The organism is Candidatus Pelagibacter sp. HIMB1746 (genome assembly GCF_052047555.1).
GTDB lineage: Bacteria > Pseudomonadota > Alphaproteobacteria > Pelagibacterales > Pelagibacteraceae > Pelagibacter.
In genome coordinates this window covers 94,397-110,550 of sequence record NZ_JBNAJZ010000003.1, presented here as the reverse complement: position 1 = coordinate 110,550, position 16,154 = coordinate 94,397, and the positions used below count along the sequence as shown (strand labels likewise).

Annotated in this window: 16 protein-coding genes; all 16 read left to right on the top strand. The window is 30.4% G+C overall.

The window, feature by feature from the left end:
- Position 1: 1 nt before the first annotated feature.
- From ACTTBM_RS04545 to ACTTBM_RS04470, 16 genes are read left to right on the top strand one after another with little or no spacing between them, the layout of a single operon-like run.
- Positions 2 to 607: an NADH-quinone oxidoreductase subunit C gene (locus ACTTBM_RS04545; RefSeq protein ID WP_075506636.1), complete on the top strand. Its 606-nt coding sequence runs from the start codon at positions 2 to 4 to the stop codon at positions 605 to 607.
- Positions 591 to 1,766 carry an NADH-quinone oxidoreductase subunit D gene (locus ACTTBM_RS04540; RefSeq protein WP_440634899.1) on the top strand — a complete coding sequence of 392 codons (1,176 nt, stop codon included), beginning with the start codon at positions 591 to 593 and terminating at the stop codon, positions 1,764 to 1,766. Before ACTTBM_RS04545 ends, ACTTBM_RS04540 begins: the two co-directional genes overlap by 17 nt.
- Positions 1,763 to 2,371, top strand: coding sequence for an NADH-quinone oxidoreductase subunit NuoE (nuoE, locus tag ACTTBM_RS04535; RefSeq protein WP_440634898.1), 609 nt, complete (start codon positions 1,763 to 1,765; stop codon positions 2,369 to 2,371). Before ACTTBM_RS04540 ends, nuoE begins: the two co-directional genes overlap by 4 nt.
- Positions 2,364 to 3,695, top strand: coding sequence for an NADH-quinone oxidoreductase subunit NuoF (nuoF, locus tag ACTTBM_RS04530; protein ID WP_440634897.1), 1,332 nt, complete (start codon positions 2,364 to 2,366; stop codon positions 3,693 to 3,695). The genes nuoE and nuoF overlap by 8 nt, the downstream gene beginning before the upstream one ends.
- Complete coding sequence (gene nuoG / locus ACTTBM_RS04525; protein WP_440634896.1) at positions 3,688 to 5,718, top strand: NADH-quinone oxidoreductase subunit NuoG; 2,031 nt, start codon at positions 3,688 to 3,690, stop codon at positions 5,716 to 5,718. The genes nuoF and nuoG overlap by 8 nt, the downstream gene beginning before the upstream one ends.
- 1 nt (position 5,719) lies before the next feature.
- Positions 5,720 to 6,718 (top strand): NADH-quinone oxidoreductase subunit NuoH, encoded by a 999-nt coding sequence (gene nuoH / locus ACTTBM_RS04520; RefSeq protein WP_440634895.1) that lies wholly within the window; start codon positions 5,720 to 5,722, stop codon positions 6,716 to 6,718.
- 2 nt (positions 6,719 to 6,720) lie between these two features.
- Entirely contained in the window at positions 6,721 to 7,206 is a 486-nt protein-coding gene (gene nuoI, locus ACTTBM_RS04515; RefSeq protein WP_075506642.1) for an NADH-quinone oxidoreductase subunit NuoI, read from the top strand.
- Positions 7,207 to 7,839, top strand: coding sequence for an NADH-quinone oxidoreductase subunit J (locus tag ACTTBM_RS04510; protein WP_440634894.1), 633 nt, complete (start codon positions 7,207 to 7,209; stop codon positions 7,837 to 7,839).
- Positions 7,832 to 8,143: an NADH-quinone oxidoreductase subunit NuoK gene (gene nuoK, locus ACTTBM_RS04505; protein WP_075506644.1), complete on the top strand. Its 312-nt coding sequence runs from the start codon at positions 7,832 to 7,834 to the stop codon at positions 8,141 to 8,143. Before ACTTBM_RS04510 ends, nuoK begins: the two co-directional genes overlap by 8 nt.
- A gap of 2 nt (positions 8,144 to 8,145) precedes the next feature.
- Positions 8,146 to 10,059, top strand: coding sequence for an NADH-quinone oxidoreductase subunit L (nuoL, locus tag ACTTBM_RS04500; RefSeq protein WP_440634893.1), 1,914 nt, complete (start codon positions 8,146 to 8,148; stop codon positions 10,057 to 10,059).
- The gene (locus ACTTBM_RS04495; RefSeq protein ID WP_440634892.1) at positions 10,059 to 11,540 is read left to right on the top strand and encodes an NADH-quinone oxidoreductase subunit M; all 1,482 of its coding nucleotides are present in this window, start codon (positions 10,059 to 10,061) and stop codon (positions 11,538 to 11,540) included. Before nuoL ends, ACTTBM_RS04495 begins: the two co-directional genes overlap by 1 nt.
- 1 nt (position 11,541) lies before the next feature.
- The gene (gene nuoN / locus ACTTBM_RS04490) at positions 11,542 to 12,960 is read left to right on the top strand and encodes an NADH-quinone oxidoreductase subunit NuoN (RefSeq protein WP_440634891.1); all 1,419 of its coding nucleotides are present in this window, start codon (positions 11,542 to 11,544) and stop codon (positions 12,958 to 12,960) included.
- Positions 12,960 to 13,496, top strand: a complete 537-nt coding sequence (locus tag ACTTBM_RS04485) for a biotin--[acetyl-CoA-carboxylase] ligase (protein WP_440634890.1) — start codon at positions 12,960 to 12,962, stop codon at positions 13,494 to 13,496. Before nuoN ends, ACTTBM_RS04485 begins: the two co-directional genes overlap by 1 nt.
- Before the next feature lie 5 nt (positions 13,497 to 13,501).
- Positions 13,502 to 14,248: a type III pantothenate kinase gene (locus tag ACTTBM_RS04480; RefSeq protein ID WP_440634889.1), complete on the top strand. Its 747-nt coding sequence runs from the start codon at positions 13,502 to 13,504 to the stop codon at positions 14,246 to 14,248.
- A 1-nt stretch (position 14,249) separates the two neighbouring features.
- Positions 14,250 to 15,908 carry a ribonuclease J gene (locus ACTTBM_RS04475; RefSeq protein ID WP_440634888.1) on the top strand — a complete coding sequence of 553 codons (1,659 nt, stop codon included), beginning with the start codon at positions 14,250 to 14,252 and terminating at the stop codon, positions 15,906 to 15,908.
- Positions 15,908 to 16,153: a DUF1467 family protein gene (locus ACTTBM_RS04470; protein WP_075506651.1), complete on the top strand. Its 246-nt coding sequence runs from the start codon at positions 15,908 to 15,910 to the stop codon at positions 16,151 to 16,153. Before ACTTBM_RS04475 ends, ACTTBM_RS04470 begins: the two co-directional genes overlap by 1 nt.
- Position 16,154 lies beyond the last annotated feature (1 nt).

Here is a 16,154-nt window from a genome sequence, read left to right as displayed (position 1 = left end):
CATGAATAGTTTAGAGGATCTAGAAAAAAAAATTAATTCTGAGTTAACCACTAAAATTAACAATTCAGAAATAAAACATAATCAAATTTATCTAGAAACAGATAAAGATGATTTTTTAGATGTAATTTTATTCTTAAAAACTAATTTAGATACAAAATTTCGACAGCTAATAGATATTACAGTTGTTGATTATCCAGAAAATAATCAAAGATTTCAAGTAGTTTACTTATTTTTAAGTCATGAATTTAATCAAAGACTAGTTCTAAAATACTCTATTTCTGAAAATGAAGTTATACCTTCTTTAACAAGTGTCTTTCCTGCAGCAAATTGGATGGAAAGAGAAGTTTTTGATATGTATGGTGTAAATTTCAAAGATCATCCCGACTTAAGAAGAATACTTACAGATTATGGTTTCGAAGGACATCCTTTAAGAAAAGATTTTCCTTTAACTGGTCACTCGGAAGTTAGATACAGTGAAGATCAAAAAAAAGTAATCAGCGAACCAGTTAAACTAGAGCAAAACTATAGAAATTTTGATTACGAGAGTCCTTGGGAAGGAACAAAATACATTAAAGAAGAAATTGAAAATAATGACAAAAAAAATTAAAAATTTAAATCTAAACTTTGGTCCTCAACATCCAGCAGCTCACGGTGTATTAAGATTAATATTAGAATTAGACGGTGAGGTTGTTGAAAAAGCAGACCCACATATAGGTTTGCTTCACAGAGGCACTGAAAAATTAATTGAAAACAAAACATATATGCAGGCTGTTCCTTATTTTGACCGTTTGGATTACGTAGCTCCAATGAATCAAGAACATGCCTTTGCCCTTGCTGTAGAAAAAATTCTTAAAATAGATGTACCGATTAGAGCTCAGTATATTAGGGTTATATTTTGTGAAATTGGAAGAATATTAAGTCATATTCTTAACGTTACTACTCAAGCGCTTGATGTTGGCGCTTTAACTCCATCACTTTGGGGATTTGAAGAGCGAGAAACATTAATGACTTTTTATGAAAGAGCCTCTGGATCAAGATTACACGCTAACTACTTCAGAGCAGGTGGTGTTCATCAAGACTTACCCAAAGGTTTAGAGGAAGATATCTCAAACTTTTGCGACACATTTCCAAAAGTAATTAATGATTTAGAAAGTCTCTTAACAGACAATAGAATTTTTAAACAAAGAAACGTTGATATTGGAGTTGTAAGTAAAGAGGATGCTTTAGATTATTCGTTTTCAGGAGTTATGATTAGAGGATCAGGAGTGCCTTGGGATTTAAGAAAGTCACAACCTTATGATTGTTATGAGGATTTAGATTTTAAAATACCAGTTGGAAAAAATGGTGATTGCTACGATAGATATTTATGCAGAATTGAAGAAATGAAAGAGAGTGTTTCTATTATTAAACAATGTTTATCTAAAATGGAAAAAGGTCCAATTAAATCATTAGATGGTAAAATTAGTCCACCATCAAAAAAAGATATTAAACAATCAATGGAAGCGTTAATTCATCATTTTAAACTATTTACTGAGGGTTATAGAGTGCCTAAGGACGAGATTTACACAGCTGTTGAAGCACCTAAGGGAGAATTTGGAGTTTATTTAATTTCTGATGGTTCAAGCAAACCTTATAAATGCAAGATTAGAGCCCCAGGTTTTTCACATTTGCAATCAATGGATTATTTAATTAAAGGACACATGTTAGCAGATGTACCAGCGGTTTTAGGTTCATTAGACATTGTTTTCGGTGAGGTGGATAGATGAGTTTAAGAAAACCAGCAAAAGATCAACCAGAAAGTTTCGAATTTAATACTACCTCTTTAGAGGCAGCAAATAATATTGTTGCAAAATATCCAAAAGGAAAACAACAAAGTGCTGTGATGGCCTTACTTTATATTGCTCAAAGACAAAATAATAATTGGATACCATTAGCTGCAATGAAGTATATCGCTAAGTTTTTAGACATGCCTTATATAAAAGTTTATGAGGTTGCCACTTTCTACACAATGTACAATCTATCTCCAGTTGGAAAATATTTTGTTCAAGTATGTACTACAACACCTTGTATGATAAGAGGTGCAAATAAATTGGTTGAAGCTTGTAAGGAAAAAATTTCTGAAAATGAATGTGAATTATCAAGTGATAAGAGTTGTTCATGGATGGAAGTTGAATGCTTAGGTGCATGCGTGACTGCTCCTATGATGCAAATAAATGATGATTATTACGAAGATCTTGATAAAGAAAAAACATCTGAGATTTTAGATAAAATTTTAAACGGAGAGACTCCAAAACCAGGTTCATACAGAGGAAGAATTAATAATGAGCCAGAGAATAATAGAAAAACACTAATGGATTTAAAAAATGCTTAAAGATCAAGATAGAATTTTTCAAAATTTATATAATGATAAAGGTTCTGATGTAGCAGCGTCACAATCAAGAGGTGATTGGGTAAACACTAAAGAAATTACTGAAAAAGGAAGAGATTGGATTATTAATGAAATTAAAGAGTCTCAACTTAGAGGTCGAGGTGGAGCAGGATTTCCTACTGGTTTAAAATGGTCATTTGCACCAAAAGAAGTTGGATCAAGACCACATTATTTGGTTATTAATGGTGATGAGTCTGAACCAGGCACTTGTAAAGATAGAGATATTTTAAGATTTGAACCTCATAAATTAATAGAGGGTTGTCTGATAGCATCATACGCAGTTCAAGCACACGTCTGCTACATATATATTAGAGGAGAATATTTTGTTGATGGTCAAAAACTCCAAACTGCAATTGATGAGGCTTACGAGAAAAAACTATTAGGAAAAAATGCAGCTGGAACTGGCTGGGATTTAGATATTTATATCCACTATGGAGCAGGAGCGTATATTTGTGGTGAAGAAACAGCATTACTTGAAAGTTTAGAGGGTAAAAAAGGTCAACCAAGGCTAAAACCACCTTTCCCAGCTTTGATTGGTTTATATGGATGTCCAACTATAATTAATAATGTTGAAACGATTGCTGTGGTGCCAACTATTCTAAGAAGAGGAGCGAAATGGTTTGCTTCTTTAGGAAGAGAAAAAAATACAGGTACTAAAATATTCTGTATTTCTGGAAATGTTAATAATCCGTGTAATGTAGAAGAGGAAATGAGTATTCCTTTAAAAGAATTAATAGAAGTTCACGCCGGTGGAGTGATTGGTGGGTGGGATAATTTGCAAGCTGTAATACCAGGTGGATCTTCTATGCCTCTAATTCCAAAAGATAGATGCGAAACATTAAAGATGGATTTTGATGCGTGTGTTGAAGAAAAAAGTGGATTAGGAACAGCTGGAATAGTGGTTATCAATAAAGATCAAGACATTATTAAATGTATGGCGAGAATTGCTAGATTTTACAAACATGAAAGTTGTGGACAATGTACACCTTGCAGAGAAGGTTCTGGATGGATGTGGCGAATGCTTGAACGTATGGCAAAAGGTGATGCAACTAAAGATGAAGTTGACATGTTAGGAGATGTAACAACCCAAATCGCTGGTCATACAATTTGTGCGTTTGGAGAAGGTTCTTCATGGCCAGTTCAAGGTTTGTTAAGACATTTTAAAAAAGAAATTCAAGAAAGAAACAATTTGGACCCAATTGTTCAGAAAAAAAATAATATACCTTATTTGGTTGATCAACATTTATTAGATAAAAAAAATGCTTAAATTAAAAGTAAATGATATTGATGTAGAAGTTGAAGAAGGACTAACAGTTCTTCAAGCCTGTGAAAAAGCAGGAGTTGAGATACCTAGATTTTGTTATCATGAAAAATTATCTATAGCTGGAAATTGTAGAATGTGTTTGGTGGAAATGGAGAAATCACCGAAACCCATTGCATCATGCGCAATGCCTGCTGCCGAAGGAATGAACATTAAAACAAACACAAGTTTAGTTGAAAAGGCTAGAAAAGGTGTAATGGAATTTTTACTAGCAAATCATCCTTTAGATTGTCCAGTATGTGACCAGGGTGGTGAATGTGATCTTCAAGATCAATCAATGTTTTATGGGGTAGATAAATCAAGATTTAAAGAAAACAAAAGAGCAGTTCCTGAAAAAAATATGGGACCTTTAATCAAAACTCAAATGACAAGATGCATACATTGTACAAGATGTGTGCGATTTGCCACTGAAGTTGCAGGAGTCCCAGAACTTGGTGCTATAGGTAGGGGTGAGGATATGCAAATTACAACATATCTTGAGCAATCAATGCAATCAGAATTATCTGCCAATGTAGTTGATTTATGTCCTGTTGGAGCTTTGACATCAAAACCTTATGTTTTTGAAGCGAGACCATGGGAATTAAAAAAGACTGAAACAATTGATGTTATGGATGCAATAGGTTCAAACATTAGAGTTGATACATACGATTGGGAAGTAAAAAGAGTTCTCCCAATAATAAATGAAGATATTAATGAAGAATGGATTTCAGATAAAACTAGATATGCGTGTGATGGTTTACTGCATCAAAGATTAGATACTCCATATATTAAATACAACGGTAAATTTGAGAAAGCTTCCTGGCAAGAAGTTTATAAAATAATTAAATCTAAATTGGAAAACACATCTAAAGAAAAAGTATCTGGTTTTGTTGGAGATTTAACAAACATGGAAACTGCTTACATTTTTAAAGAATTTTTTGACCGAACAGTTGAAACTGATAATTATGAGTCTAGATCAGATAATCGATATATTGATATTTCAAAAAGAGAAAATTATTTGTTTAATTCCTCAATTAATGGAATTGAAGATGCTGATTTAATTTTATTATTGGGCGCCAATCCCAGATATGAAGCCACAATTTTAAATGCAAGAATTAGAAAATCTTATCTAAATAATAGTACAAGAATTGTATCATTAAATGATTGTGGAGATCTAACTTATCCTTACGAAAGTTTAGATGGCCAAACTAAAACAATTAAAGAAATAATAGATGACACACACAAACTTTCAAAAGAAATAGAAAGTGCAAAAAAACCAATGATAATAATTGGTGAATCTTTATTAAGATTAGAAAAGGCACAATATTTGTTTGATAATTTAAAAGATTTTTTGAATAAAAAAAACAAATTCTCTGAGGATTGGAGTCCTTTGAATGTTTTATCTTGCGATGCAGCAACTGTAGGAAATTTTGATCTAGGAGTTTTAAACATTAGAACAAATTTAATAGAAGATTTAAAATCAAATAAATTTGAAATTGTGTTTTTAATTGGTCGGGATAATTTAAATTTTGTTAAAAAAAACGAATTTGTTATTTACCTAGGAAGCCATGGTGACAAAGGTGCAGAGTGTGCAGATATAATTTTACCTGGTTCAGCTTACACAGAACAAGACGGTTATTATACAAATTTAGAGGGAAAAATTCAAAAAGCATTTAAGGCCTCTTATCCTCCTGGAGATGCAAAAGAAGATTGGCAGATAATAAATGAATTAGCTGAATTCATGAATAATAGAAAATTATTTAACGATAAAGAAGAGCTAGATAGCAGCATGTTAAATTATTTAAAATTGCAAAGTGAAAAACAAACTAAACAAAACAATAACAACTCGAATTCTGATTTTAATAATGAAAATTTAAAAATTGAAATTAAAGATTATTATTTTTCTAATGTTGTAGCTAAATCATCAAAAACAATGATTGAGTGTAATAATGCAAAAATGAATTTAAAATCAACAGGTACAGAAGGTTAAGATGGAATATTTGAATATAGTTTTTCAAGAGGTATACAAAATTCTATTTTTGTTAGTTCCAGTTTTGGTTTCTGTAGCTATGATTGTTTGGCTAGATAGAAGAGTTTGGGCTTTTGTTCAAAAAAGACAAGGACCAAATGTAGTGGGACCATTTGGATTACTTCAATCATTAGCTGATGCTTTGAAATATATTTTTAAAGAAATAATCATTCCATCAAGCTCTAACAAAGTAATCTTCATATTAGCACCTATTGTTACTATGACATTAGCTTTGATTGCGTGGGCTGTTATACCATTTAGCGCAACCCAGGTTTTAGCGGATATTAATGTCGGTATACTTTATCTATTTGCTGTTTCATCCCTAGGTGTTTATGGAATAATTATGGGAGGATGGGCTTCAAACTCTAAATATCCTTTCTTAGGTGCAATTAGATCTGCGGCTCAAATGGTATCATATGAAGTTTCAATTGGAGTTATTATTATCAATGTATTGTTATGCGTAGGCTCATTGAATTTAAATGACATCGTAATTGCTCAACAAAATCTATGGTTTGTGATTCCATTATTTCCAATGTTTGTAATATTTTTTATCTCTGCTCTAGCCGAAACTAATAGACCACCTTTTGACTTACCTGAGGCTGAAGCAGAATTAGTTGCTGGATACCAGACAGAATATTCTGGAATGATGTATGCAATGTTTTGGTTAGGTGAGTATGCCAACATCTTATTGATGTGTGCCATGGGAGCCATATTATTCTTAGGTGGATGGTTATCTCCAATAGATATTTATCCATTCACTTTAGTACCTGGTGCAATTTGGCTAATTTTAAAAATTTTACTTTTATTTTTCTTATTTGCTTTAGTAAAAGCAATTGTACCAAGATATAGATATGACCAATTAATGAGGTTAGGTTGGAAGGTATTTCTACCTTTGTCTTTAACTTGGGTTGTTTTAACTGCAAGTTATTTATTTTACTTTAACCTTTTACCAACAAGCTAATTATGAATTTATCTAGATTTTTTAAAACTATTTTCATGGTAGATTTTGTAGGAGGATTATTCATTGCAATAAAAGAATTGTTTAAACCCAAAAAAACAATCAATTATCCTTTTGAAAAAGGAAAAATTAGCCCTAGATTTAGAGGTGAGCACGCTTTAAGAAGATATCCAAATGGAGAAGAAAGATGCATTGCATGCAAACTTTGTGAAGCTGTATGTCCTGCCCAAGCAATTACAATTGAATCTGCTCAAAGAGAAGATGGCAGTAGAAAAACTACTCGTTATGACATCGATATGATGAAATGCATTTATTGTGGTCTATGTGAAGAAGCTTGTCCTGTTGATGCTATAGTTCAAGGTCCAAATTTCGAATTTTCGACTGAAACAAGAGAAGAATTATATTACACAAAAGAAAAATTATTAGATAACGGTGATAGATGGGAGAATATTCTAGACGCTAATATTAAAGCGGATAGTTCGCACAGATAAATGATTGCTCACGCTATTTTCTTCTATACTTTTTCTATAATTGCAGTTGTTTCTGCAATAATGGTTACAGTATCTAAAAATACTGTCCATTCAGTATTTTTTTTAATTTTAGATTTTATCAGTATTTCTTGTCTATTTATTATGATTGGTGCCGAGTTCTTAGGTATGATAATGTTAATTGTTTACGTTGGAGCCGTAGCAGTTTTATTTCTTTTTGTTGTAATGATGCTAAATGTTGCTCAACAAAAAAATCAATGGTTTGCATCTGCTGCTAGCTCAAAACATATTCCTGTTGGACTAATTATTAGCACAATCATTTTCTTTGAATTAATTATTGTAATTGGTGGATGGAAGTATAAACCAGAGATTTTTGATGTTAACAATTCATTAAAAGTTTCAGACTTAAGTAACACACACTCACTAGGTCAAGTATTATACACTGATTACATACATATATTTCAAATCAGTGGTATGATTTTGTTAGTTGCGATGGTTGGAGCAATCGTTCTGACTTTTAGACAAAGATCAAACGTTAAAAGACAAAGTTATATAAAACAAATTTCTCGTGAAAGAGCAGAAGGAGTAAGTGTTGTAGAAGTTGCTTCTAATAAAGGAGTTAAAATAGATGACTGAGATAGGTTTAGGGCACTATTTAACTTTAGGTGCTGTGATTTTTTCAATTGGAGTTATTGGAATTTTTCTTAATAGAAAAAATATTATTGTTATACTGATGAGTATTGAGTTGATTTTATTAGCTGTAAATATCAACTTAGTTGCTTTTTCAATTTTTCTTGGAGATTTAGCTGGTCAAGTATTTACCTTATTTATTTTAACTGTAGCAGCTGCAGAAGCTGCGATTGGTTTAGCTATAATCGTTGTTTACTATAGAAACTCTGGAACTATCAGAGTTGAAGAAATTGATGAGTTGAAAGGATAATAATGGAACTTTCAATTTTATTTCTTCCATTAATAGCATCAATTATTTCAGGCTTTTTTGGACGTTACATTGGTGATAGAAATTCTGAAATAGTAACTAGCGCATTAGTTTCTATATCTGCAATTTTATCAATAATTGTATTGTATCAGGTAATTGTTAATCAATATGAGGAAAATATTGTTATAGCAACTTGGATTAATTCAGGTTCACTTGATGTTAATTGGTCAATGTTAATTGATCCTCTATCAGCTGTGATGTTGGTTGTAGTTACTTCTGTATCAGCGTTAGTCCATATTTATTCTATCGGATACATGTCTCACGACCCACATAAACCAAGATTTATGGCTTACCTATCATTATTTACATTTGCAATGTTAATGCTTGTAACATCAGATAATTTTATTCAACTATTTTTTGGTTGGGAGGGAGTTGGTCTTTGCTCATATTTTTTAATTGGTTTTTGGTTTAAAAAAGAAAGTGCTAATGCAGCTGCAATCAAAGCATTTGTAGTTAATAGAGTAGGTGACTTTGGTTTTGCGTTAGGTATTTTTTTAGTTTTTTATTTATTTGGAACTGTTAATTATGATGAAGTTTTCCAACAAATTCCAACAGTTGTAGATAAAGATTTATCCTTCTTAGGTTTTGAGGTTAAAGCGATAGATTTGGTTTGCTTATTGTTATTTATCGGAGCTATGGGTAAATCAGCTCAAATCTTGCTTCATACATGGTTACCAGATGCGATGGAGGGACCAACGCCAGTTTCTGCTTTAATTCATGCTGCAACAATGGTTACTGCAGGCGTATTTTTAGTTGTTAGATGTTCACCTATATATGAATTTTCTCCAGTAATTTTAAACTTGATTACTGTAGTTGGAATGACAACAGCTTTTTTTGCTGCAACGGTAGCATTGGTTCAAACAGATATTAAAAAAATAATTGCTTATTCAACTTGTAGTCAGTTAGGTTACATGTTTTTCGCAGCTGGTGTAGGAGCTTACAATGTAGCTATGTTTCATTTATTTACGCATGCATTTTTTAAAGCTTTATTATTTTTAGGATCAGGATCAGTAATTCATGCTTTTAAAGATGAGCAAAATATTAATAACATGGGAGGTGTATGGAGAAAATTACCTTACACTTATGCTTTAATGATTATAGGAACTCTTGCTTTAACAGGTTTTCCTTTCTTATCAGGCTTTTATTCAAAAGATGCAATTATTGAATTTGCATATTTGAAAGGAAATACAACAGGTTATTATGCAGCTGGTATTGGAATAGTTACTGCGTTTTTAACGTCAGTTTATTCGTGGAGACTAATATTCAAAACATTTCATGGCGAATATAATAATAAAGAGATTAAAATTGAGGAAACGCACGAGTCACCTTTGGTAATGCTTGTTCCGTTATTTGTGCTTTCTATTGGTGCAATTTTTGCAGGCATGTTATTTAAAGATTTGTTCATTGGACATGGTGGTGAAAATTACTTTTGGTCAGAATCAATCAAATTTTTAGAACCTCTAAGCACAGATCATCCACCAACATGGTTTTTACTTTTAACACCTAGTTTAGTTATCCTATCAATACCTATTGCTTATTATTTATTTGTTAAGAACAAAGAATTGCCAAATGAAATAGCGTCAATGAATAAACCTTTATACAATTTCCTTGTCAATAAATGGTACTTCGATGAGTTGTATGAGGTTATCTTTATTAAATCATCGAAAAAACTTGGGACATTTTTATGGAAAGTCTGTGATGGAACTATAATAGATGGATTTGGTCCTGATGGAATTTCTTCTTTTATAAAAAAATGTTCGATTAAAGCAAATAAATTTCAAAGTGGTTTTATCTACCAATATGCTTTTGTAATGTTGTTAGGTTTTTCTGCTTTATTAACCTTTTTGATAGTTAAATAATGAGCTTTCCAATTTTATCATCTTTAATCTTGTTACCAACTATAGGAGCTCTTTTTTTATTTTTTACAAAAGATAAAGATGGAAATAATTCAACAGCTAAATATGTAGCCTTATTCACAAGTATAGTTAATTTTTTAATTTCTATATATTTATGGGCATCTTTTGACCAAAGCGTATCTGATTTTCAATTTGTTGAGGATAGAACATGGATCGAAGGATTTATTAATTATAAAGTTGGTGTCGATGGAATTTCGATATTGTTTATAATCTTAACAACCTTTATAACTCCACTTTGCATCATTTCAGTTAACAATTCAGTAAAAAATAGATTACGAGATTTTTTAATTGCAATTTTAATTATGGAAAGTTTCATGATTGGTGTGTTTTGTGCACTTGATTTAGTTGTTTTTTATTTATTTTTTGAGGCCGGATTAATTCCAATGTTTTTAATTATTGGGATTTGGGGTGGTCCAAAACGTGTTTATTCAGCATTTAAATTTTTTCTATATACTTTGCTTGGATCGGTCTTAATGCTGGTTGCAATCATTTCAATATACTGGATATCAGGCACAACTGATGTAGTTAAACTTTATGAAATTGGAATTGACGCTAAATACCAAAATTTATTATGGTTAGCTTTCTTTAGTTCTTTTGCAGTAAAAACACCTATGTGGCCTGTTCATACTTGGTTGCCAGATGCCCATGTTGAAGCTCCTACTGCTGGTTCAGTTTTATTAGCTGCTATTCTATTAAAAATGGCAGGATATGGTTTTATTAGGTTTTCACTAGGATTATTTCCTGTGGCTTCTGAAGTATTCACACCTCTTATTTATACTTTAAGTGTTATAGCAATAATTTTTACTTCTTTTATCGCTTTAATGCAGGAAGACATGAAAAAGTTAATAGCATATTCGTCTGTAGCACATATGGGTTTTGTAACTTTAGGTATTTTTACTCTTCAACAGCAAGGTATAGAAGGAAGTATAATTCAGATGATTAGTCATGGATTAGTTTCTGCAGCTCTATTTTTATGTGTTGGTGTTGTTTATGACCGTATGCATTCAAGGATGATAAATTCTTATGGTGGTATAGTTGCCATAATACCAAAGTATTCGATTTTATTTATGTTGTTTACATTAGCCGCTTTAGGGTTACCTGGAACAAGTGGTTTTATTGGTGAATTTTTAATTTTAATGGGTGCCTTTAAGGATAATTTTTTAGTAGCTGTGTTAGCAAGCTTAGGAGTAATTTTAGGAGCTGCTTATATGCTTTGGTTGTATAAAAGAGTTGTTTTTGGGAAATTAGTTAATGAAGATTTAAAACAAATGTTAGATTTGAATAAATCAGAATATGTAATTTTAACATGCTTAGCTATACCAACTTTATTTTTTGGTTTTTATCCAGATCCTTTGATTAATACAATAGAGGTTTCCGTTTCAGATTTAATAAATATGCATAATATTAATTTAGCGAGTAAATAACATGGAAAATTTAAATTTAATTTTACCTGAAATTTTTATCTCATTATCAATAATGTTTTTACTTGTATTGGGAGTATTTAAAAAAAATAGTTCAGGCATTACTTTTAACTTGTCTTTATTTGTATTTTTGATCGCCTCTATAATTACTATTAACGAAACTTTCTCTGTGAATAGAGAAACTTTGTTTAATGGCAGTGTTGTAATAGATAAGATGTCTTCATTTATGAAGATAATAACACTGTTGGGCGGTTTTCTAGTATTAGTTATTTCTTCTAGTTATTTAAAAATTTTTAAAATTTTTAATATTGAATATCCAGTTTTAATTTTGAGTTCTGTGCTGGGAATGATGGTCATGATTAGTTCTAATGATTTAATTGTATTTTATATGGGTCTAGAGTTACAATCATTAGCCTTATATGTTTTAGCAACTTATAATAGAGATCAACTAAAATCATCTGAAGCAGGTTTAAAATATTTTGTATTAAGTGCTTTATCATCAGGATTATTACTTTATGGATGTTCACTAATTTATGGTTTTTCAGGATCTACAAACTTTGATGTGATTTCCACACAACTTAATTCAAATGAGTATGTACTGACTTTTGGGATAGTTTTTATTTTAGTAGGTTTAGCATTCAAAATTTCAGCAGTGCCATTCCATATGTGGGCACCAGACGTATACGAAGGATCTCCAACTACAGTAACTTTATTTTTTACAATGGTACCAAAAATTGCTGCGTTAACTGTATTTATTAGATTTTTATATGTTCCATTTTTAAATCTAATCGATCAATGGCAAATGATAATTGTATTTTTATCTATTGCATCAATGCTTTTTGGAGCAATTGCAGCAATTGGACAAACAAACATTAAAAGACTAGTTGCTTATAGCTCTATTGGACACATAGGATATACATTGGCTGGTCTTGCCACTGCTTCTAATGAAGGAATTCAAAGTTCAATAATTTATATTTCAATTTATGTTGTAATGAATTTGGCTCTTTTTTCTTGTTTGTTAATGCTTAAAAGAAATAATCAATATTACGAAGATATTGATGACTTATCTGGTTTATCGAAAAATCATCCATTATTATCACTTTCTTTACTTGTAATATTGTTTTCATTGGCAGGGATACCACCATTAGCAGGATTCTTTGCTAAGTTTTATGTTTTCAAAGCGGTTTTAGAACAATCAATGTATTTTTTAGCTATTGTTGGATTGTTATCTACAGTTGTTGCAGCTTTCTATTACTTAAGAATAATCAAGATTATGTACTTTGATAAAGAAAAAGATAAATATGATACGGATCATAGTTTATGGTTAAAATTTTCATTAACTTTTTCTACAATATTAATTCTTTTATACTTCATATTTCCAAGCCAATTAATTGAGGTAGTATCAAGAATTAATATTATTTAATGAAATTTAAGAAATTTAATTTTAAAATAATAAAAAGTACTAACGATACAGCTGCAAGAATAATAAAAAAAACTAACTATAAATTTGGAATGGTTGTTGCTGAAAAACAATTTAGTGGTCGAGGTCAATATGGAAGAAAATGGATTTCATATAAAGGTAATTTATTTGCCTCTTTTTTTCATCCATTTGATGAAAATAAATTCTCAATAGAAAGAGTTACAAAGTTAAATTGTAATTTAGTTAAACAAACACTCTCTAAATATATAAAAAAAAAAATTAACTTTAAAAAACCAAACGATTTATTAATTAATAAGAAAAAGATTAGTGGGATTTTACAAGAAATTATAACGAAATCAGATAAAAAATTTTTAATTACAGGAATAGGAATTAATGTAATAAAAAATCCAAATATTAAAAATTATCCATCTACAAATTTATATAGAGTAACAGGAAAAAAAATTAATAAATCTGAATTAGAAAAAAATTTGAAACTAGTTTTTGAAAATAGAATATCAAAAATGTATAAAATAAATTAATTAATATGTATATTTTAGGTGACATAGGAAATACTGATACTAAAATTTTTTTAGTTTCCAAAAGAAATAAAGTTTTAAAAAGAATTACTTTTATTTCAAAAAAAATAAGTAATAACCAATTAAAAATCTTATTTAAAAAAAATAAAATACAAATAAATAAAATTGAAAAAATATTGTTTTGTAGTGTTGTCCCAAACACTTTTAAAATTATAAAAAACTACTTTTCTAAAATCACTAAAGTTAAATGCAACGAGGTAAAAAACTTGAATTTAAAATCAATGATTAAAATTAAAGTTGATTACAAGCAGGTAGGCTCTGATAGAATTACAAATGCCATAAGCTTATTGGATAACAAAAATAATTATATAATTTTAGATTTTGGTACCGCTACAACATTTGATGTTTTAATAAAAAATACGTATATGGGAGGAATAATAGCTCCTGGAGTTAAGTTGTCTCTTAATACTTTGTCAGATAGAGCTACTTTAATCCCAAAAATTGAGCTTAAACGTATGAAAAAAGTAATAGGCAGCAACACACTTTCTGCTGTTAGATCAGGTTTTTTTTGGGGTTATTCTGGTTTAATTGACAATATGATTAATTTAATTAAGAAAGAGACAAGAAAATCCTTTAAAGTTGTATTGACAGGTGGATTTTCTGATTTATTTACGAGTTCAATAAAATCGAAAGTTAAACATAACCAAGATATTACAATTAAAGGTCTAATAAAAATTTCTAAGCAAATAAAATAATATGAAAGATGAATTGTTATTTTGTCCACTAGGTGGATCTGGTGAGATTGGTATGAACATGAATTTGTTTGGTTACGGTCAACCAAGCGATCATAAATGGATAATGGTAGACATTGGTGTAACTTTTGCTGATGACACTATACCAGGTGTTGATTTAATTTATCCTGATCCTGGATTTATTGTTGAACGAAAAGATAACTTGTTGGGTATAGTTTTAACTCATGCACATGAGGATCACATTGGAGCAATCGCACATTTATGGCCAAAATTAAGATGTAAAATATTTGCTACTCCATTTACAGCAGTTTTGATTAGAGAGAAGTTTCGAGAAAAACAAATAGATATTACTAATGATTTACAAATTGTTGAATTAAATGGAACTGTTTCATTAGATCCATTTGAAATTGAATATATAACTTTAACTCATTCAATTTTAGAACCCAATGGCTTGAGAATAAAAACTCCTGCTGGTGTAATTTTACACACAGGAGATTGGAAAGTAGATCCCAATCCACTTATTGGTGACAATATAAATGAGAAGAGATTAAAAGAAATTGGTGATGAAGGAGTATTAGCAATGATCTGCGACTCTACTAATGTTTTTAGTTCCGGCAAGTCTGGATCTGAACTTGATGTTAGAAAAAATATGTTAAATGTAATGTCGAGATTGAAAAAGAGAATTATCATCACTTCATTTGCATCTAATGTAGCAAGAATGGAGACAGCATTTTATTGTGCTGAGCAAACAGGAAGACAAATTTCACTAGTTGGAAGATCGATGCATCGTATTTACAAAGCTGCACGTCAATGTGGATATTTAAAAAATACAATTGAACCAATTGACCCCCGTGAAGCTAAAAATTTCTCAAGAGAAAAAATAGTTTATCTTTGTACAGGTAGCCAAGGAGAACCAATGGGAGCGATGATGAGAATTTCTAGTTATGTACACCCTGATGTTTTTATTGAAAAAGGTGATGCTGTAATATTTTCATCAAAAATTATACCTGGAAATGAAAAAAAACTTTATAAATTGCACAACCAACTTGTTAAAGATGGTATAGAAGTGATATCTGAGGAAACTGAATTTGTTCATGTTTCTGGTCATCCGAATAGAGAAGATTTAAAAGAAATGTATAAATGGGTTAAACCTAAATGTGTAATACCTGTACATGGTGAACATAGGCACATGATAGAACACATAAATTTTGCAAAAGAAATGCAAGTTCCATACCCTGTGCAAGTAGAAAACGGTGATATAGTAAAGTTATATCCTGGTAATCAGCCTGAAGTTTACGACAAAGCTCCAAGTGGTCGATTATATTTAGATGGCAATGTAAGTGTTGATCCAGATTCACAGTCAATAAAAGATAGAAAAAATTTGAGTGCCAATGGATATCTTGAAGTAACTTTAATGATAACACCTAAAGGAAATATTCATAACAATCCTGTGCTTTCTTTTCGTGGGTTGCCAGTAGATGATAGAGAAGAATTTGTTTATGGATTAGAAGAAGAAATAGAAAAAACTTCTAGAACTTTTAAAATAGGAAGCAAGCAACAAGAACATAATTTAATTGATGCATTGAAAATTGCCTGTAGGAAATTTTCTAAGGAAAGAACTGGGAAAAAACCTTTCACTAATATTAACTTAGTTAGAATTTAATGAGTGTAACTGGTTTAGCAATCATCTATGTAATTATATGGTGGATAGTTTTCTTTGCCATACTTCCTATTGATGTAAACAGAGCAAAAACAGTAAAAATTGATGGTGAAGATCCAGGATCACCTGAAAACCCAAAAATGTTGAAAAAATTCTTGTATTGCACTGGTATAACAACTGTAATTTTTATCATTATTTATTTATTAATAAAATTTGAATATTTAAATTTAAGAAATATGATTAGTTAAG